The organism is Blautia schinkii (assembly GCF_013304825.1).
In the GTDB taxonomy this organism is placed as follows: domain Bacteria; phylum Bacillota; class Clostridia; order Lachnospirales; family Lachnospiraceae; genus Blautia_A; species Blautia_A schinkii_B.
Map to the genome: position 1 here is coordinate 157,590 of NZ_JAAWUO010000003.1, position 19,352 is coordinate 176,941.

At 44.7% G+C, this 19,352-nt stretch carries 16 protein-coding genes and 1 pseudogene; 14 read left to right on the top strand and 3 right to left on the bottom strand.

Translation table 11 applies throughout. The features are described 5' to 3' along the window. Positions 1-64 precede the first annotated feature (64 nt). Positions 65-1,816, bottom strand: a complete 1,752-nt coding sequence (locus tag HFM85_RS03510) for an Rqc2 family fibronectin-binding protein (RefSeq protein ID WP_173737023.1) — start codon at positions 1,814-1,816, stop codon at positions 65-67. Between the two features lie 150 nt (positions 1,817-1,966). Between HFM85_RS03510 and HFM85_RS03515 the strand changes: the two genes are divergently transcribed. The 8 genes and pseudogenes from HFM85_RS03515 (at position 1,967) to HFM85_RS03550 (ending at position 8,975) form a co-directional block, all read left to right on the top strand. Then, a complete protein-coding gene (locus HFM85_RS03515) occupies positions 1,967-2,845 on the top strand; it encodes a YicC/YloC family endoribonuclease (RefSeq protein ID WP_173737022.1) in 879 nt (292 codons plus the stop codon). Between the two features lie 39 nt (positions 2,846-2,884). Then, on the top strand, positions 2,885-3,157 hold the full coding sequence (locus tag HFM85_RS03520; protein ID WP_173737021.1) for a DUF370 domain-containing protein: 273 nt from the start codon (positions 2,885-2,887) through the stop codon (positions 3,155-3,157). Beyond that, positions 3,150-3,770 (top strand): guanylate kinase, encoded by a 621-nt coding sequence (gene gmk, locus HFM85_RS03525; RefSeq protein WP_173737020.1) that lies wholly within the window; start codon positions 3,150-3,152, stop codon positions 3,768-3,770. The genes HFM85_RS03520 and gmk overlap by 8 nt, the downstream gene beginning before the upstream one ends. A gap of 53 nt (positions 3,771-3,823) precedes the next feature. After that, positions 3,824-4,078: pseudogene (gene rpoZ, locus HFM85_RS03530) on the top strand (DNA-directed RNA polymerase subunit omega); the annotation flags it as partial. Between the two features lie 100 nt (positions 4,079-4,178). After that, positions 4,179-5,516: a 30S ribosomal protein S12 methylthiotransferase RimO gene (gene rimO / locus HFM85_RS03535; protein ID WP_173737018.1), complete on the top strand. Its 1,338-nt coding sequence runs from the start codon at positions 4,179-4,181 to the stop codon at positions 5,514-5,516. Further along, on the top strand, positions 5,500-6,039 hold the full coding sequence (gene pgsA / locus HFM85_RS03540) for a CDP-diacylglycerol--glycerol-3-phosphate 3-phosphatidyltransferase (protein ID WP_173737017.1): 540 nt from the start codon (positions 5,500-5,502) through the stop codon (positions 6,037-6,039). Before rimO ends, pgsA begins: the two co-directional genes overlap by 17 nt. 31 nt (positions 6,040-6,070) lie before the next feature. Beyond that, the gene (locus HFM85_RS03545) at positions 6,071-7,336 is read left to right on the top strand and encodes a competence/damage-inducible protein A (protein ID WP_173737016.1); all 1,266 of its coding nucleotides are present in this window, start codon (positions 6,071-6,073) and stop codon (positions 7,334-7,336) included. A gap of 190 nt (positions 7,337-7,526) precedes the next feature. Further along, entirely contained in the window at positions 7,527-8,975 is a 1,449-nt protein-coding gene (locus tag HFM85_RS03550) for an Ig-like domain-containing protein (RefSeq protein ID WP_173737015.1), read from the top strand. A 64-nt stretch (positions 8,976-9,039) separates the two neighbouring features. Here the strand turns inward: HFM85_RS03550 and HFM85_RS03555 are convergent, their stop codons facing one another. Beyond that, entirely contained in the window at positions 9,040-9,870 is an 831-nt protein-coding gene (locus HFM85_RS03555) for a Cof-type HAD-IIB family hydrolase (protein ID WP_173737014.1), read from the bottom strand. A gap of 84 nt (positions 9,871-9,954) precedes the next feature. After that, positions 9,955-11,538, bottom strand: a complete 1,584-nt coding sequence (locus HFM85_RS03560) for a glucose-6-phosphate isomerase (protein WP_173737013.1) — start codon at positions 11,536-11,538, stop codon at positions 9,955-9,957. Between the two features lie 305 nt (positions 11,539-11,843). Here HFM85_RS03560 and HFM85_RS03565 point away from each other — a divergent pair, with 305 nt between their 5' ends. From HFM85_RS03565 to HFM85_RS03590, 6 genes are all read left to right on the top strand, one after another. Further along, complete coding sequence (locus HFM85_RS03565; protein WP_173737012.1) at positions 11,844-13,169, top strand: Na+/H+ antiporter NhaC family protein; 1,326 nt, start codon at positions 11,844-11,846, stop codon at positions 13,167-13,169. Beyond that, the gene (locus HFM85_RS03570) at positions 13,166-13,867 is read left to right on the top strand and encodes a DNA alkylation repair protein (protein ID WP_173737011.1); all 702 of its coding nucleotides are present in this window, start codon (positions 13,166-13,168) and stop codon (positions 13,865-13,867) included. The genes HFM85_RS03565 and HFM85_RS03570 overlap by 4 nt, the downstream gene beginning before the upstream one ends. A 21-nt stretch (positions 13,868-13,888) precedes the next feature. After that, positions 13,889-15,343 carry an ATP-binding protein gene (locus HFM85_RS03575; RefSeq protein ID WP_173737010.1) on the top strand — a complete coding sequence of 485 codons (1,455 nt, stop codon included), beginning with the start codon at positions 13,889-13,891 and terminating at the stop codon, positions 15,341-15,343. Between the two features lie 120 nt (positions 15,344-15,463). After that, a complete protein-coding gene (locus HFM85_RS03580) occupies positions 15,464-17,335 on the top strand; it encodes a TIGR03960 family B12-binding radical SAM protein (RefSeq protein ID WP_173737009.1) in 1,872 nt (623 codons plus the stop codon). Then, on the top strand, positions 17,310-18,026 hold the full coding sequence (locus HFM85_RS03585) for a TIGR03936 family radical SAM-associated protein (RefSeq protein ID WP_334297444.1): 717 nt from the start codon (positions 17,310-17,312) through the stop codon (positions 18,024-18,026). The genes HFM85_RS03580 and HFM85_RS03585 overlap by 26 nt, the downstream gene beginning before the upstream one ends. After that, entirely contained in the window at positions 18,010-19,233 is a 1,224-nt protein-coding gene (locus tag HFM85_RS03590) for a ribonuclease E/G (RefSeq protein WP_334297445.1), read from the top strand. Before HFM85_RS03585 ends, HFM85_RS03590 begins: the two co-directional genes overlap by 17 nt. Positions 19,234-19,352: the final 119 nt, after the last annotated feature.

Consider the following 19,352-nt stretch of genomic DNA (forward strand, 5'->3'; position numbering starts at 1 on the left):
AGAAATATATCTGCATTATCTTGGAGATGCATCAGACACAGGAAGGTTTTTTATTGAATAGTTATTACTCCGTAACCTCCTTCAGATCTGAAATATCCGGAGAAGCCATCAGAGAATAGTTGGTATAATAAACAACAAAACCAGGTTTTGCACCAGCAGGTTTCTTGACATGTTTTTTCTGGATGTAATCAATCTCTACCTTGGGAGCAGAGTGTCCTTTGGAATACCAGGCTGCCAGGCGGCCTGCTTCTTCGAAGGTACGGTCCGGAAGCTCGCCGTCTTTGGTGCGGACGATCACATGGGAGCCGGCCATTTTTTTTGCATGGAACCACCAGTCATTTCCAGTTGCGAACTTAAAGGTCAGTTCATCATTCTGGAAATTGTTTTTTCCGACATAGATATCAAAACCATCACTGGATATATAGTGAAGCGGCCTGGATTTCGGCTGGGCTTTCTGGCCTTTTTTGTTTGTGTAGTGACGTTTGATATAGCCGTACTCAGTGAGCTCTTCCTTGATCTGGGAAAGGTCACTTTCAGATCTGGCGATATCCAGAGCATTGGAGATAGATTCCAGATGAGAAATCTCACTTTCCGTATCTGCGAGCTGTTCTGTGACGGCTTCCTCTGTACGCTTCAGCTTCCCGTATTTATCAAAATATTTCTTGGAATTCTGCGCCGGTGTCAGTGTCGGATCAAGAGGAATAGTGATCTCCTCGTTGGTATAATAGTTCAGTGCCTTAAAGGATCTGCAGCCTTCCTCAAGCCCGTATCCGTAGGTGTTGATCAGTTCACCGTAAATCTTGAATTTATCTTTTTTGGCAGTATCATTCAGCTGTTTTTTCTGGATGTTATATTTTTTACGGTTACGTTCCAGAGCAGTCTGTACTACACGCCGAAGATCGGAAGATTTCTGGTGGATGCGTGTCAGCAGACTCTTGGTTGCATAATAAGTTTCCAGCATGGTGGAAACGCTGTCAAAAGTTTCACTGTGGTATTCACTGCCAAACTGCTGATATGGAAAAACTCCATACTCAACAGGTTCCTCACCGCGGTAAACAATGTTCGGTGTAAACTCTCTGCTCTGCACCTGTTCCATCAGCCTGAGGAATGTATGATAAAGATGGGTACATGCAGCTTCATCCAGAGACTGTGCTGCATCACTTCCGTCAATGGAAGCACGGTAGCAGATCTCCTCAGCCATTACCGGGCTCATACCTGTAAGAGACGTGTAGAGAGCCTTGGAAATGTTCTGAGGTTTTTTGCAGATATGATGTGTAAATTCCTCCTCGGAAACAGTGAGAGGGTTCTCTTTATCCCGGGTATTGGGAATGAAATATTCTCTTCCGGGAAGAACCTCACGGACAGAGCTCATATGGGAAGAGACATGCTTGATGCTGTCCAGGATCATTCCCTGTTCGTCACAGAAAATGATGTTGCTGTGCTTGCCCATCAGTTCCATGATCAGGCGCTTTCTGCAGGGATCACCCAGCTCATTAAGATGCTCAAGCTCAAATTCCACCACACGTTCCATTCCCGGCTGCTTTACATCCAGGATACGTGCACTTCCGATGTGCTTTCTGAGAAGCATGCAGAAGTTCGGTGCGGTTAAAGGACTGATACGGTTCTTATCTGTAAAATAGATCAGAGGAAGGGATGCGCTTGCACTTAAGAGAAGCCGTTTCTGTCCATTGGCACCCTTTCCTGTGATAAGAAGTTCATCGTTTTCCGGCTGGGCGATCTTGTTGATGCGTCCGCCTTTTAAATTATCGTCGATCTCTGCCACAAGAGCAGAAACTGTAATTCCGTCAAATGCCATGTTTTTTACCTCCATTTCAACATCGATCATTATAACAGTAAAAAAAGAGTTTGACTAGGGTTTTGGAATGAACTATAATAAATCTGTATGCAATCATTGGCTGCATTTACCTGCAGCTGATAAACTTAAGAGGCAGTATTGGAGGATAACATGATAAAAAGTATGACCGGCTTTGGCAGAGCGGAAGCAGTATCCAAAGAACGTAAGGTTTCTGTTGAGCTGAAATCCGTCAATCACAGATATCTGGATCTGAACATCAAGATGCCGAAAAGACTCAGCTATTTTGAGGGAGAGATCCGAAATGTGATGAAGACCTATATCCGCCGCGGCAAGGTTGATGTGTTCATCACCTATGAAGACTATACAATGGGCGGAATGGCTCTGAAATACAATGCAGAGCTGGCAAAGGAATATCTGGGCTATTTGAACCAGATGAGTGAGGAGCTGGGGATTGAGAATGATATTCGTGTTTCCACACTTTCCAGATATCCGGATGTATTTACAATGGAAGAGCAGGCTCCGGATGAGGAAGAACTCTGGAATTTTCTGGAGGGTCCGCTTCATGAGGCCTGTCGGAAGTTTGTGGAAACCCGCCAGCGTGAGGGCACCAATCTGAAACAGGATCTTCTTGGGAAACTGGACGGTCTGGAAGCAAAGGTCGATGTGGTGGAAAAACGTTCTCCGGAAGTAGTGAAGGCCTACAGGGAGAAGCTGGAAGCCAAGATGCACGAACTTCTTGATGATAACCAGATCGATGATTCCAGGATTGCCGCAGAGGTGATACTTTTTTCAGATAAGATCTGCAATGACGAGGAGACGGTACGTCTTCGAAGCCATATCCATGGCATGCGCAGGATCCTGGATGAGAACGAAGGCGTAGGACGTAAGATGGATTTCATGGCACAGGAAATGAACCGTGAGGCGAACACCATCCTGTCCAAATCCAATGATCTTACAGTATCTAATGCAGCAATCGACCTCAAGACCGAGATCGAGAAGATCCGTGAGCAGATCCAGAATATTGAATAACCATCTGGAAATAAGAACCGGCAGAAAAGGAGAGCGGAAATGGCGAAGCTGATCAATGTAGGTTTTGGAAATGTTGTAAATTCAGGAAGGATCGTGGCAGTGGTAAGTCCGGATGCCGCACCTGTGAAGCGCATGATCCAGAGCGTTAAGGGAACACGTATCCTCATTGATGCTACACAGGGGAGAAAGACCAAGGCAGTGATCATTACATCAGATGATCATCTTGTTCTTTCCGCTCTGCAGCCGGAGACCATTGCGAAGAGATTTTCGGAAGCGTATGGAGAGGAAGAGAGGGAGGAAGGAAATGAGTAAAGGGATTTTAGTTGTTGTTTCGGGTTTTTCCGGTTCCGGAAAAGGTACCGTCATGAAACGGCTGATGGAGAAATATGACAATTATGCATTATCTGTTTCTGTCACTACCAGAAATCCAAGACCAGGCGAGAAGGATGGAGAAGCTTACTTCTTCCGCACAAAAGAAGAATTTGAGCAGATGATCCGGGAAGATGGCCTGATCGAGTATGCACAGTATGTAGAGAATTATTACGGCACTCCGCGTAAATATGTGGAAGAACAGCTTGCATCCGGCAGGGATGTGATCCTGGAAATTGAGATCCAGGGAGCTATGAAGATCCGTGAGAAATTCCCGGATACATTGCTTGTATTTGTCTGCCCGCCATCTATGGAAGAGCTGAAGAACCGTCTTGTGGGAAGAGGAACCGAGACTCTGGATGTGATCAACGGACGTCTTAGAAGAGCTGTTGAGGAATCCAAAGGAATGGATAAATATGATTACCTTCTGATCAATGATGATCTGGAGGAATGCGTTGATACACTTCATGAGACTATCCGGTGCGAACGTATGCGCGCATCCAGGAACCATGATTTTGTATCCAGGATTCAGAAAGAAGCAGAAGCTTTTTTATAAATATCAATTAACAAGTTAAATACGGCCCTGCCGTTACAGAAGGGAGAAAAGATATGATACATCCATCTTATTCAGAATTAATTGAGGCTATCAACACAAACAACGAGGACGATGATGAGGCTCTCGTGCTGAACAGCCGTTATTCTCTTGTCCTTGCAGCAAGCAAACGTGCCCGCCAGCTGATTGCCGGAGCAGAGCCGCTTGTACCTGGCGCAGTAGGTAAGAAACCTCTTTCCGTTGCGATTGACGAGCTTTACAAAGGTAAAGTAAAGATCCTTCCGGGACAGGAAGAAGAGGAAGAGATTGAAGCTCTGGAAGCAGAGAAAGAGGCTCTTGAGGCAGCAGAGGGCGAGACCGCAGAGGGCGCTGAGACTGCTGAAGCAGTTCAGACAGAAGCGGAGTAATTTTATGAAAATATTATTCATCTCTCTTGGCTGTGACAAGAACCTGGCGGACTCCGAGGAAATGCTGGGACTTCTTACAGCCGGAGGTCATGAGATCACAGACGATGAAACAAAGGCAGATGCTATCGTGATCAATACCTGCTGTTTTATCAAGGATGCCAAGGAAGAGAGTGTAGAAACCATTCTTGAAATGGCAGAGTACAAAAAAACAGGAAGTTGCCATGCACTGATCGTTACCGGTTGTATGGCACAGCGATACCAGAAAGAGATCATCGAAGAGGTTCCGGAGGTAGATGCTGTTCTTGGAACCACATCCTACGGCGACATCGTAAAGGCTCTGGAAGAGGCAGCAGCTGGTAATCATTTTGAGGAATACCGTGATATCGATTATCTTCCGGATACAGGAAGCAAACGTGTTCTTACAACCGGCGGTCATTTCGGATATCTGAAGATCGCAGAAGGCTGTGACAAGCACTGTACTTACTGTATTATCCCGAAGCTTCGCGGAAAATTCCGAAGTGTTCCCATGGAGCGTCTGATCGACCAGGCAGAGGATATGGCAGAGCAGGGTGTGAAGGAGCTGATCCTGGTAGCCCAGGAGACCACCGTTTACGGTAAAGACCTCTATGGAAAAAAATCTCTTCATATTCTTTTACAGAAACTCTGTGAGATCAAAGGTATCCGCTGGATCCGTGTTCTCTACTGTTATCCGGAGGAAATCTATGATGAGCTGATCGATACCATCCGCGATGAGAAGAAGATCTGTCATTATCTGGATATTCCGATTCAGCATGCTTCGGATCGTATTCTTAAGAGAATGGGTCGTCGCACATCCAAACAGGAGCTGATCGACATTGTCGGAAAGCTTCGCAAAGAGATTCCGGATATCGTACTGCGTACAACGCTGATCACCGGATTTCCGGGTGAGACAGAAGAAGACCACGAAGAACTGAAAGAGTTCGTAGATGAGATGGAATTTGACCGTCTTGGCGTTTTTACTTATTCACCGGAAGAGGATACTCCGGCAGCGGAGATGGCAGATCAGATTCCGGAGGAAGTGAAGGAAGAACGAAGAGACGAGCTGATGGAACTTCAGCAGGAGATCTCTTATGACAGGGGGCAGGACCGCATCGGTCAGGAGCTTCTTGTGATGATCGAAGGGAAAGTTGCAGATGAAAGTGCCTATATCGGACGTACCTACGGGGATGCACCGAAGGTTGACGGTTACATTTTCGTTCAGACAGGAGAACTGCTTATGACAGGTGATTTTGCAAAGGTACGTGTAACGGGCGCGCTTGAGTATGATTTGATAGGAGTGCTTAGCGATGAATACACCGAATAAACTGACAGTTGCAAGAATGATACTCGTACCGTTTCTTGTAGTTTTTATGCTGACAGGATGGGGCGGTGAAGCCAACCGCTGGATCTGTCTTGCGATTTTTGTCGCAGCAAGTGTTACCGACTGGTTCGACGGCCACCTTGCCAGAAAATATAACCTGATTACTAATTTTGGAAAATTTATGGATCCTCTGGCAGATAAGCTTCTTGTATGCTCTGCCATGATCTGCATGATCGAGCTTGACAGACTTCCGGCCTGGGTTGTGATCATTATTATCGGACGTGAGTTTATCATCAGTGGATTCCGTCTGATCGCAGCTGAGAACGGAGTTGTTATTGCCGCAAATTACTGGGGAAAATTCAAAACTGTTTCCCAGATGATCATGATCATACTTCTGATCGTGGATTTTGGAGGAGTTTTTGCAATACTGACAGAAGTGTTTATCTGGCTGTCTGTTGCACTGACTGTTATATCTCTGCTGACTTATATCATGCAGAATCGAAAAGTTCTTTCCATGCAGGAGTAGGGAAGTTAATATACGAAAGGAGTTTCTTTCTATGATTACAGAACTGATATCCGTAGGAACAGAGATTCTTCTGGGAAATATCGTAAATACCAACAGTGCCTATCTTTCTGAGAAATGTGCGTTGCTTGGGTTAAATGTTTACTATCAGGATGTAGTAGGTGATAATGAGGGACGTATGCGGGATGTGATCTGTACCGCACTGAACCGTTCTGATGTTGTGATCCTTACAGGCGGCCTTGGTCCGACTGAGGATGATATCACCAAGGAAGTGACTGCTGATCTGATGGGAATGCCGCTTGAAGAAGATTCCCATTCAAGAAAACTGATCGATAAATATCTGAAGGAATATGAGAAAAACAATCCTCAGAGACGTATCACAAAGAATAATTACAAACAGGCTATGGTTCCCAAAGGAGCAATTGTTCTTGACAATCATAATGGAACTGCACCAGGACTGATCCTGGAGAAGAAGGGAAAGACAGCGATTCTTCTTCCGGGCCCTCCGGATGAGATGAAGCCCATGTTCGAGGAGTACATCGTTCCGTATCTTCAGAAGAATCAGCCGGAGATCATAGTGTCCCAGATGGTGAAGATCAGTGGTATCGGGGAAAGTCAGGTAGCAGAGGAGATTCAGGATCTGATTGAAAGCCAGACCAATCCAACCATTGCACCTTATGCCAAAACCGGTGAAGTACATCTTCGTGTAACAGCGAGCGCAGAGAATGAAAAAGCCTGCAAAAAGCTGATCAAACCTGTTGTAAAAGAACTGAAAAAACGCTTCGGTGAGAATATTTTTGCAACAGATGAGAGTAAGACACTGGAAGAGGCAGTGATCGATCTTCTGAAAGAAAAAGATCTTAAGCTTTCCCTGGCAGAATCTCTGACCGGCGGAATGATCGCCCAGCGTATTGTTAATGTATCCGGTGCATCAGATGTGTTTGGATATGGCTTTGTCACATACAGCAACAAGGCGAAACATAAGTGTCTTGGTGTGAAGAAATCCACTCTTAAGGAAAAGGGAGCAGTATCTGCCAAATGTGCCAGAGAGATGGCTAAAGGGGCATGTAAGGAATCTGGTGCAGATATCAGTATTTCTGTAACAGGGCTTGCAGGACCAGGAGGCGGAACAAAAGAAACTCCGGTTGGAACTGTATTTATGGGTTGCTGCTACGAAGGCAGGACCATTGCAAAAGAGTTCCACTTCACAGGAAACCGTATGCGGATCCGTGAGCAGACCACTGCACATGCACTGGCTATGTTACGTGACTGTATCATTATGGGTATTCCGAATAAATAAAATAGGGATGAATATATGTGCCGTGTTTATGTTAGTGGAAGTCTTTGTTTTCTGCCTATGTAGACGCGGTATTTATATTTATAATGATACTATCATAAGTGCTAGTGCTTTTGTCAGAAATTCCCCCTAAAATATGATTAAAGCGATACAAATCATAAATGTGTGTTTTACCGGAAAGGGGGAAATCAAAATGAAAAAGAAAAGAAAGCTGTTTTGTTTTCTGCTGTCACTCAGCCTTATCTTTACGATGACATTTGGAAGCGTATCTGTCAGTGCCGCACCAAAACTGAACAAAACAAAAGTAACTCTTTTAAAAGGTGAGAAGACAACACTTAAGGTTACCGGGACCAAGCAGAAGGTTACCTGGAGATCTTCCAAAAAGAGCGTTGCAACCGTTAACAGCAAAGGCCAGGTAGTTGCAAAAAACAAGGGTTCCGCAACAATTCTTGCAAAGGTAAGCAAAAAAACATATAAATGTGTTGTAAAGGTAGAAACACCGAAGCTCAGCAAGACATCGCTGACATTGACAGAAAAGAAATTCTATGCCATTAAGCTGACAGGAACAACTGTGAAAGTAAAATACTCTTCCTCTAATCCCAAGATCGCACGTGTGGATTCCAGAGGAAAGATCACCGCAGTGAAAAAAGGAAATGCAGTGATCACAGCGAAAGCAAATACAAAGAAATTTACCTGTAAGGTCACAGTAAAAGCAGCTCAGAAACCGAAACCGAAGCCGACACCTACACCGGTGCCGAAACCATCTTTAAATGTCACAACCTTAAATATGAATAAAGGTGATGTAAAGCAGCTTCAGGTAAAAAATTATAAAGAGATTCTTGTATGGACCAGTGATGATCCGTCTGTTGCAACCGTGGACAGTAAAGGTAAAGTAACAGCAGTGAATTTGGGAACAACAAAGATCCAGGTTAGGGATAAAAGCACCTGGAGAGGCATCTGCACTGTTTGCGTAACACAGACAGTAAAGAAACAGGAGGAGCCGGTTCTTACAAAAGGGACGAAATCTGCAAAGAAAGAGATTACCAATGATAAAGGACAGAAAGAAGTCATTGATGTAACGATAAATACCTATACCTATACTTTTACCACGATCCCTACCAATGTGGCAGAGCTGAAACAGTATGATATCACAACATCAGATGGACGATATAAGACCATGGCTCTTCTGATCCTTGCATATCGTACCTGGACACCGACCAATCCAACGGACTGCGAGGAGATGCTTTCTTATCTCAACAATAAAGAGATGACCCCGTATTACAAAAACTTTTTGAGGGATCGTATGAAAGCGGATAACGGATATAAATATCTTGGCAATTCTTACCTGAATGGAGCAACTCCGGCCAACAATTATACTCCGTCTAAACCGATTTCCATTACGTTAAGACAGGATACACTTCCGGGTAAGGGAAATTCCATCAGTGAAGATATCCCGTATTTTGAACCGACCCAGACCACTCCTGCGATCTACAGATCATTTACTGATTTTGCAGGCAGTGACAGCTCCAGATGGATCTGTACATACAAGCACTCCAAAACCGGAAAATGGTATATCTGGGATCAGTCCTGGCATGATCTTCTTACCAGGATCAAACAGCCGGCAGGAAACTATGAATATTGATAGAAGAAGGAACCGACAGAGTGTAAAACTGTCGGTTCCTTTTTATATACATAATAGATTATTTTTATCGATTCAGTGCAAATTTCTCAATCGCACGTGCTACACCATCTTCATCATTAGAAGAAGTAATATAATCCGCCACATCTTTTACCTGCGACTGTGCATTGGCCATGGCTACGCCGAAGCCAACCTCCCGGAGAAGATGGACATCGTTGTCGCCGTCTCCGCATGCCATAATAGATTCTCGTGGGATTCCCAGCATTTTACCCAACGCAACAAGGGCAGTTCCTTTATTGACACCTGCTGCATTAATCTCAATATTATAGCTTAAGGAACCGACAAGCTCCAGTTCCTTAAGTTCGCTTAATTCCTTCCAGGCAGCTGCACGCTCATCCAGGTTGGCAAAAAGTGCCTGCACCTTATCCATATTGCGGTGCTCTTTAGCAATCACATCCCAGATGTCAGGAACTGCAATACGGGTGGATCTAACATAATCCCACATATTGGGATCATGATGATATTTTCCTACATTGTCAAGCTTGGCAGAGTCTGTATATCCCTGCCCGTCAAAATAGATTTCACTTAATGTATCGTATTTTTCGAAGATACGAAGAGCTTTTTTTGCACTTTCCATAGGAAGAAGCTGCTCGATAAGAAGTTTATTATGGTCTGTATCAAGGACTCTGGCTCCGTTGGAAGTGAGAGCGTAGTGAATCCCCGGAAAATTTCTCAGTTCCTCGGGAATGCCGGTATACGGCCGGCCGGTAGCCATCAGAACAAGGATCCCTGCATCAATAGCTTCCCTTAGAACACGTCTGGTATTTTCTGTGAGCTCTTTTTTTGTATTCAGAAGAGTTCCGTCCAGATCAAGACCGATCATTTTTATCTGCTGCATATTTAAGAATTCCTTTCATGGTTAAGGCCACATATACAGAAAAACCGTCCCGAAAAAAATCCCGGGACGGTACTTATCTGATTATCAGATGTCAAGAAGATCACTGTAAACCTTCAGTGCTCCGTCTGTATCATGAGCAAGAACACGTTTTGCAAGGACTTTACCAAGCTGTACGCCTTCCTGATCAAAGCTGTTCAGGTTCCATACGAATCCCTGGAACATGATCTTGTTTTCGAAGTGAGCAAGAAGGGCACCAAGAGCCTTCGGTGTAAGCTCCTCACCAACGATGATACTGGAAGGACGGCCGCCCTTGAAGTTTTTGTTCAGGTTCTCATCTTTCTTGCCGCAGGCAAAAGCTACGATCTGAGCAGCAACATTTGCGCAAAGTTTCTGCTGGCTTGTGCTGTTTTCAATATCAACATCAACGCCGAGCTGGCTCTTCTTAAAGCCGATGAACTGAAGAGGAACGATGTTGGTTCCCTGGTGGAGAAGCTGATAGAAAGAGTGCTGTCCGTTTGTTCCTGGCTCACCGAAGATGACAGGTCCTGTTACATAATCAACAGGTTCACCGAAACGGTTTACGGATTTACCGTTGGACTCCATATCACACTGCTGAAGATGTGCAGGAAAACGGCTTAATGCCTGGGAGTACGGTAAAACAGCAGTAGAAGGATATTCCTGTACGTTTCTCTCGTAAACACCGATCAGGGCGTCCAGCATATCCGGGTTCTCAAGAATGTTCTTGTTTGTTGCAAGTTTATCTTCCTCAGCAGCTCCGTCAAGGATTGCTGCGAATACATCCGGTCCGAATGCAAGGGAAAGGATCGCTCCGCCTACACCGGAAACAGAAGAGTAACGTCCGCCAATATAGTCATCCATGAAAATAGCTGTAAGGTATTCATCACTCTTGGCAAGAGGAGATGTCTCACTTGTTACTGCAAGCATATGTCTGGATGGGTTAAGACCTGCCTTTGTGAGGGCATCTTTTACAAATGCTTCGTTTGTCAGAGTCTCAAGTGTTGTACCGGATTTGGATACAACGATGAAAAGGGAATGAGCAAGATCTACAGATGCAAGAACAGCAGCTGCATCATCAGGGTCTACATTGCTGATGAATTTTGCTTCCATCTTGAATGTGTTGTTAGCTTTTGCCCAGTTCTCAAGTGCGATATATAATGCACGTGGTCCAAGGTCACTTCCGCCGATACCGATCTGTACAACAGTTGTGAATTTCTCACCGTTTTCATTTGTGATCTCACCGGAATGTACTTTATCTGCAAAATCAGCAGCTTTTTTCTGCTGTGCAAGGTAAAACTCACGCTTGTCCACGCCGTCAACAACAACTGGATTTCCAAGCTGTGTACGTGCAAGATGGTGAAGAACCATACGTTTCTCGCCTGTGTTGATCACTGCACCGTTGTATAATTCCTTAAATTTCTCAACCAGCTCTGCCTCGTCAGCCAGTTTGGAAAGTGCGTCAAGAACAGTCTCGTCCACTTCCTTGGCTGCGTAATTGTAAGCCAGACCTGCTGCCATCGGTGTGCTGTACTTCTTTACACGTTCTGCACCCTGCTCACCGGACATTGCCTCGGCAATGTTTACATGATCCTTCAGATCCTTAAGCTCGCTGTAAGATGCAAGAGTATCCAGATTTTTCCATGTTGCCATAATCATATTCCTCCTTTAATGACTGTGATCCGAGATATCACCATAAATATGTTGGATATCTTTTTCACAATTGTCTACAGCCAATTATACTGAAAAAAACTCTGAATTTCAACGGATGGAGTGATTTAATTAGTGAAAATCTTGTTAAATAAGGTAAAAAATATCAAAGATAACAGGATTGTGTCAAAAATATAAAGAAGTTTATGACGGCAGCAGGACAGGGATAAGGAAATATGGTATGATAGACACAGATCACCCGGAGAAAAAATACCGGGAATACAATGAGTGATGAAGGGAATTGTTTTATGGATGAAATGAAGAAAAAAGGAAATGTGATCGCACTGCTGCCTATCGGGGTTTTTCTGGCCCTGTATCTGGGACTTGGGATTTTGTTTGAGTATGTTATGGAGATTCCCATGGGATTTTATAATGTACCGATTGTTGTTGCCTTTCTGGCTGCGATCCTGGTGGCATGTGTTCAGAACAGAACGATCAGCTTTGACAGAAAGCTGGAGCTTATGGCAAAAGGAGTAGGAGATAAAAATATCATCACCATGCTTCTGATTTTTCTGACTGCCGGATCTTTTGTGGGGGTTGTGGGGCGCAGCAGTGCAGAAAGTGTGGCCTACTGTATGCTTTCTCTTATACCTGCACGTTTTTCCGTTGCAGTATTGTTTGTAGTTGCCTGCTTCGTATCTGTGGCTATGGGAACTTCTGTTGGGACTATCACGCTTCTTACCCCTATTGCGGTAGCAGTTTCAAAAGCTTCCGGTTTTGATATGGCATTTTGCGTGGCATCGGTGATGGGAGGAGCCATGTTTGGAGACAACCTTTCTTTTATTTCTGATACTACGATTGCAGCCTGCAACGGTCAGGGCTGTCAGATGAAGGATAAATTCCGGGAAAACTTCTGGATCGCATTTCCGGCAGCTGTTGTTACACTGCTCCTGATCCTTATTCTGTCTTTTCAGACAGAGATTCAGGGAAGAGTGGTACAGGATTATCATCTTGTGCAGATCCTTCCGTATGTTCTGGTGCTGATCGGTGGGATTATCGGCATCAATGTATTTGTGGTACTTCTGATCGGAATTGTCTCCGGAGCGTTTATTATGCTTCTTGGAGGACATATCACGCCAGTGGAGCTTCTGACTAATATTGGCTCCGGTGTTTCCGGGATGTTCGAGACATGTATGGTAGCTATCCTTGTAGCTGCCATGTGTGCACTGATTCGGGAGCATGGTGGATTTGAAGCACTGCTTTCCGGAATACAGAGAGTTTTTAAAGGGAAAAAAGGCGGACTTCTTGGTATGGGACTTCTGGTTGGAGCCATGGATATCGCAACAGCCAATAATACGGTAGCTATTGTTATGGCCAACCCCATTGCAAAGGAAATGGCGCTGGAATATAAGATCACTTCCAGAAAGACAGCTTCCATCCTGGATACATTTTCCTGTATTTTCCAGGGGGTGATCCCATACGGAGCCCAGATGCTGGTTGCCATTTCGGCGGCAAAGGAACTGGGATTTGAACTTTCTGCTTTTCAGATCATGCCGAAACTGTTTTATCCTATACTTCTGCTTGTGAGTTCTCTGATCGCGATCTTTGGCGTAAAAGGCGGGAATGATAAATGAATCAGGAAGAAATGACCAGAGATGTTCAGAAAAGACTGTTCGAAATGCGGGATACAGGATATCGGGATTTTCATGCAAGGCTGATTCCGACTGTGAAAAAAGAAAAAATTATCGGTATCCGGACACCGATGATCCGGAAATTTGCAAAAGAGTTTGGAAAAACAGAAGAATCTGAAATGTTTCTGAAAGCTCTTCCCCATCAGTATTATGAGGAAAATAATCTCCATGGCCTGCTGATCGAGCAGATCAAAGATTATGATAAATGTCTGAAAGAACTGGAGCGTTTTCTTCCGTATATTGATAACTGGGCGACCTGTGATCTGCTGGCGCTCCATATGATGAAAAAACACCGTGATGTATTTATCCGGGAGATTTATCGCTGGATAGGATCGGATAAGCCTTATACCATCCGGTTCGGGATCAGTATGCTGATGCGTCATTATCTGGATGAAGAATTTAAACCGGAATATGCTGAGAAAGTGGCATCCATCCGCTCGGAAGAATACTATGTAAATATGATGCGGGCCTGGTATTTTGCAACAGCACTGGCAAAACAGTATGAGAAGATCCTGCCATTTTTGGAAGAACAGAGAATGGACATCTGGACTCATAACAAGACGATCCAGAAATCCATTGAAAGTTATCGGATCACGAAGGAACAGAAGGACTATCTCAGGACACTGCGGATAAGGAAATAAACAGCTGGTAAGGATTGAAATATGAAAGCAATATCAATTTATGCACTTACAAGAAATCAGAATATGGAATGTATCCAGAAACTGGAACGTCAGCTTTCGGGCAGAGATTTTTTTCTCAGGATCAAAGAGTGGGAACTGGAAAGTATGAAAGCTCTTGTGAAGCATCTGGAATTACATATGGAGGAGGTATATAAGCTCCGCCTTTTTTATTCGTTCCAGATCCCGAAGCTTGGAAAGGAATTTGATCTTCTTCAGATCAAGGATGATCAGATTGTAAATATTGAACTTAAAAGTGGCAGTGTATCGGATGAGGCCATTCGAAGACAGTTGATCCAAAACCGATATTATTTGTCTGTTTTTGGGAAACCGATCCTGTCGTATACCTATATCAGCAGTGAAGACCGTCTGGTAAGGCTGACCAACCATGATCACATTGTAGATGGGGAATGGGAACAGCTTTGTATTGCACTTGGGAAAGAAAGTTCTGATTATGAGGGAGACATTGAGGCGCTGTTTCAGGCAGAGCTGTATCTGATCTCGCCACTGACAGAACCGGAACGCTTTCTCAAAAAAGAGTATTTCCTTACTTCACAGCAGAGGGATATTGAACGGCAGATCCTGAAGAGGATCCGCGGAGAAAGGAATGGATATTTCTGGTTCAGTGGTCTTCCCGGAACAGGAAAAACACTGCTGCTCTATGATATTGCAATGAGGCTGTCTGTGCGTCAGAGAGTCTGTATCGTTCATTGCAGCGAAGGAGGAAAAGAATGGAAGCTTCTTCATGAACGTCTGCGGCGGATAGATTTTCTGACAGATGATCAGCTGGGAGAGACAACAGATCTTGGCTGTTACAGCAGTATTCTGGTAGATGAAGCGCATCTTCTTTCTCCGGAAGAATTATCTGTTCTGCTTACGTGGAGTGAGCACCGGCCAGTGATCTTTTCCAGTGATTCCGAAGATGTGATATCACCGGAAGAACTGGATCGAAGCATTGTGGAAGAGCTGGGAAATCTGCAGGGAATTCAGAAATTCCATCTGACAAACCGGATCCGCACCAATGCGGAGCTGTCCTCTTTTATCCAGAGCATGGTACATCTGCCGGAAAAAAGAAGCTCCAGATGGTATCCGCATATTGCTGTGATGTATGCCAACAATGACAGTGAGGCGGAAAAGCTTCTGCATGATCTTGTGAGACAGGGATTTAAGGAGCGGACAGAAGAGGCTTCCGGGCAGCCTGGTGTCCAGGCAGTGAGAGCTGAGGAGAAGATCGTCGTATTGCTGGATGAACAATATTATTATGATGAAAACGGATATCTAAGATCCAGGTGTTCTACGGGAGGATATTCTAATGTACGAAGTCTTTTTCATCTTCTGAATCAGGCAAAAGAGAGCCTTGCCCTGGTGGTGCGGGAGAATATGGCAGTATATGAAGTGTTGCTGGAGATCCTGCAGATGAAAAAAAAGCATATACGATGAATTCTGTAAACTAACCGACTCTCCCTTGAAATCCCCCACCATTCCGTATATAATGGGAACATTGTGGGGGATTTTCCCTGCTTAACATTATGTTAAACAATAACCTCTGAAAGGAATATTATGAGAAAGCTAGCATTAAGCGATGAAATTTTAATGAAGGTTGACAAAGCTGCCCGCTATATCGGCGGTGAAGTCAACTCCGTAATGAAAGATAAAAATGCGGTAGATATCCGTTTTGCAATGTGCTTCCCGGATGTCTACGAGATCGGCATGTCAAACCTGGGCATGATGATCCTCTATAACATGTTCAACCAGCGAGAGGACGTATGGTGTGAGCGTCTCTTTTCTCCATGGCCGGATCTTGATAAGGTGATGCGAGAGGAGAATATCCCGTTATTTGCACTGGAGTCCCAGGAGCCGGTTCGGGATTTTGATTTTCTTGGAATTACGATCGGGTACGAAATGTGCTACACCAATATTCTGCAGGTACTGGATCTCAGTGGTATCCCATTGAAAAGCGCAGACCGTGGTGAGGATTTCCCTATTGTGATCGGTGGCGGTGCCTGTGCGTATAATCCGGAGCCGCTGGCACCTTTTTTTGACCTGTTCTATATTGGAGAGGGCGAGACTGTTTATGATGCACTTTTTGATGCTTACAAGGCCAATAAAAAGGCTGGAGGCAGCAGGAGGGATTTCCTTCTGGCAGCAGCTAAGATTCCTGGAATTTATGTTCCGTCACTCTATGAAGTTACCTATAAAGAAGATGGTACGATCGCATCCTTTGCACCGATGGCAGATGATGTCCCTGAGAAGGTTCAGAAACAGCTGATCGTTGATATGGAGAAAGAATATCGTGCTGTGGAGGCACCGGTTGTTCCTCACATTAAGGCAACACAGGATCGTGTAACTCTTGAGATCCAGAGAGGATGCATTCGAGGCTGTCGTTTCTGTCAGGCAGGTATGATCTACCGTCCGACCCGTGAACGTGATGTGGAAACTCTGAAAGAATCTGCGCGTATCATGCTGAAAAATACAGGTCATGAGGAGATTTCCCTCAGTTCTTTAAGCTCTAGTGACTATTCCCAGCTGAAAGAACTGGTGAATTTCCTGATCGAAGAGTTTCATGGAAAGGCTGTTAATATTTCTTTACCATCTCTCAGGATCGATGCGTTTGCACTGGATGTTATGAGTAAAGTGCAGGATGTAAAGAAAAGCAGCCTGACCTTTGCTCCGGAAGCCGGTTCTCAGCGACTTCGCGACGTTATCAACAAAGGTCTGACAGAGGAAGTGATCCTTCATGGTGCAGGCGAAGCATTCAAGGGTGGCTGGAATCAGGTGAAGCTTTACTTTATGCTCGGTCTTCCGACAGAAACAGAAGACGATATGAAGGGGATTGCCCATCTGGCACAGAAAATCGCAGAGACCTATTATGAAGTTGTTCCGAAAGAACAGCGTAAGGGCAAGGTGCAGATCAACGTCAGCACTTCTTTCTTTGTACCGAAGCCGTTTACCCCATTTCAGTGGGCACCAATGTATACAGAGCAGGATTTTGTGGAAAAAGCCAAGGTGGTTAAAAATGAAGTCCGCGCCCAGCTGAATCAGAGAAGTATCCGTTACAACTGGCATGAGCCGGATGTAACAGCGCTGGAAGGGTTTCTTGCACGTGGTGACAGACATTGCGCGGATGTAATTTTAAAAGCTTATGAAAAAGGTGCTCTTTATGACGCCTGGACAGAAAATTTTGATTATGATATCTGGAAGGAAGCTATGGCTGAATGCGGAGTGGATATGACATTCTATACACTTCGTGAGAGAAGCCTGGATGAAATCCTTCCATGGGATTTCATTGATACCGGTGTCAGCCGTAAATTCCTGGAGCGTGAGTGGCAGCGTGCAAAAGATGGTGTTGTGACAGAAAACTGCCGTCAGAAATGTTCCGCATGTGGAGCTATGAAATTTAAAGGAGGTGTCTGCCTTGAAGGTAAGAATTAAATTCAGCAAAGAGGGTCCTATGAAGTTTGTGGGACATCTGGATACCATGCGTTATTTCCAGAAAGCACTTCGTCGGGCAGAGCTTCCGGTAGCTTTTTCCGGCGGATACAGCCCACATATGATCATGTCTTTTGCAGTTCCACTTGGTGTGGGAATGGAAAGTCTTGGAGATTATTTTGACTTGGAAATGGCAGAAGATATGCCGACCGGTGCGATTGCAGCGCGTCTGGAGGAACAGATGGCTGAGGGAATGCACATCGTAAGCGTTCGAAAAGTAGAAGATGGGAAAGCAGGCAAGGCGATGGCTCTGGTGGCAGTAGCAGATTATCTTGTGGAGTTCCGCCCGGGTAAGGAGCCTTCTATCGACTGGAAAAGCCGTGTGAAGGAATTTCTGGCACAGCCGGAGATCAAAGTGACCAAGCAGACTAAGCGCAGCGAAAAGGAGATCGATCTCCGTCCGAATATCTATAAAATGGAAGTAAGAGATAACGGGTTCTTCTATATGCTGGCATCTGCAAGCTCTAATTATACGAAGCCTGAGCTGGTAACAAACACATTTTTTGATTGGCTGGGAGAAGAGCTTCCGGAATTTGCCTTCACAGTGAAACGTCTGGAAATGTATGCAGATGAAGGAGAAAATGCAAGCCCACGTTTTGTGACTCTGGAATCATTAGGTGAGGAAATTGAGTAAACTGATCATAACAAGAATGGAGATCCATGGTGTGCCCTGTACAGTAGCGGCTCTTTCAGAGGAGAATCGGATCGTTGAAATCCGTCTGGAATCAGATCAGGAAAAATCTATTCTTGGAAATATATATACCGGACAGGTCGAAAATATCGCTTCTAATATCCAGGCGGCCTTTGTGCAGATCGAACCGGGAAAGAGATGCTATTATCCTCTTGTGGAAGCACAGAGAGCTGTTTTTTCCGCAGGAAGAAAAGGAAACGGACCATTGCGGCCTGGAGATGAGCTTCTGGTTCAGGTAAGCAGGGATGCCATGAAGGGAAAACTTCCTGCACTGACATCCAATCTGAATTTTACGGGAAGATATCTTGTTCTTACGACTGGAGATAAGAAATTTGGTCTGTCCTCCAAACTATCCCTGGAAGACAGACATCGTCTCAGCGGATGGCTTAGGGAAGAAGCAGAACGTCCGGAAAAGGAATTCGGGATCATTGTCCGTACCAATGCAGCAGATGCCTCCAAAGAGGAGATCCTGAAGGAACTGGAATGGCTGAAAAGCCGTTACCATAAAGCTGTAGTTCAGGGACGAAACCGCACCTGCTTCAGTCTTGTATTGGAGACAGAACCATTTTATGTGGCGGCTGTAAGAGATGCTTATGGTCGTGACCTGGATGAGATCATTACCGACGTGCCGGAAATCGGGGAAATGATCCAGGGATATCTGGAAGAGATCAGCCCGGAGCTTAAAGAGAAGCTTCGTTTTTATCAGGATAAACTCCTTCCACTTTATAAGCTGTATCGTGTGGAAACAGCACTGGATGCGATCCAGAAAGAAAAGGTATGGCTGAACAGCGGTGGATTTCTGGTGATCCAACAGACGGAGGCATTTGTGTCCATTGATGTAAACAGTGGAAAATATAACGGAAAAAAGAAAATGGAAGAAACCTTCCGCAAAATCAATCTGGAAGCGGCAGCGGAGATCAGCCGGCAGCTGCGGCTTCGTAATCTCTCCGGTATTATCCTGATCGATTTTATCAACATGGAAAATCCGGATCACAGAGATGAACTGTTTCATGTTTTACAGAAGCTTCTAAGAAAGGATCCGATAAAGAGCAGGGCCATTGATATCACACCATTGCATATCCTGGAAATGACCAGAAAGAAAGTAAGACGTCCGGTAATCGAGGACATTCGGGAGCTTACAAAAAAATAATAAAAATGTCAAAAAAACTATTGACATAACAGTATGTCGCTGTTATGATAATCGAGTATGCCGCACAAAGAGGTTAAAGAGCTTCGGTTTCAGAACAGAAGCCACCGAATTTGGCGAGT

What these genes read in the sequence shown, in the direction of transcription:
- HFM85_RS03510 (WP_173737023.1), bottom strand. Translation starts at nt 1,816, where the DNA reads ATGGCATTTGACGGAATTACAGTTTCTGCTCTTGTGGCAGAGATCGAC.
- HFM85_RS03515 (WP_173737022.1), top strand. Translation starts at nt 1,967, where the DNA reads ATGATAAAAAGTATGACCGGCTTTGGCAGAGCGGAAGCAGTATCCAAA.
- HFM85_RS03520 (WP_173737021.1), top strand. Translation starts at nt 2,885, where the DNA reads ATGGCGAAGCTGATCAATGTAGGTTTTGGAAATGTTGTAAATTCAGGA.
- gmk (WP_173737020.1), top strand. Translation starts at nt 3,150, where the DNA reads ATGAGTAAAGGGATTTTAGTTGTTGTTTCGGGTTTTTCCGGTTCCGGA.
- rimO (WP_173737018.1), top strand. Translation starts at nt 4,179, where the DNA reads ATGAAAATATTATTCATCTCTCTTGGCTGTGACAAGAACCTGGCGGAC.
- pgsA (WP_173737017.1), top strand. Translation starts at nt 5,500, where the DNA reads ATGAATACACCGAATAAACTGACAGTTGCAAGAATGATACTCGTACCG.
- HFM85_RS03545 (WP_173737016.1), top strand. Translation starts at nt 6,071, where the DNA reads ATGATTACAGAACTGATATCCGTAGGAACAGAGATTCTTCTGGGAAAT.
- HFM85_RS03550 (WP_173737015.1), top strand. Translation starts at nt 7,527, where the DNA reads ATGAAAAAGAAAAGAAAGCTGTTTTGTTTTCTGCTGTCACTCAGCCTT.
- HFM85_RS03555 (WP_173737014.1), bottom strand. Translation starts at nt 9,870, where the DNA reads ATGCAGCAGATAAAAATGATCGGTCTTGATCTGGACGGAACTCTTCTG.
- HFM85_RS03560 (WP_173737013.1), bottom strand. Translation starts at nt 11,538, where the DNA reads ATGGCAACATGGAAAAATCTGGATACTCTTGCATCTTACAGCGAGCTT.
- HFM85_RS03565 (WP_173737012.1), top strand. Translation starts at nt 11,844, where the DNA reads ATGGATGAAATGAAGAAAAAAGGAAATGTGATCGCACTGCTGCCTATC.
- HFM85_RS03570 (WP_173737011.1), top strand. Translation starts at nt 13,166, where the DNA reads ATGAATCAGGAAGAAATGACCAGAGATGTTCAGAAAAGACTGTTCGAA.
- HFM85_RS03575 (WP_173737010.1), top strand. Translation starts at nt 13,889, where the DNA reads ATGAAAGCAATATCAATTTATGCACTTACAAGAAATCAGAATATGGAA.
- HFM85_RS03580 (WP_173737009.1), top strand. Translation starts at nt 15,464, where the DNA reads ATGAGAAAGCTAGCATTAAGCGATGAAATTTTAATGAAGGTTGACAAA.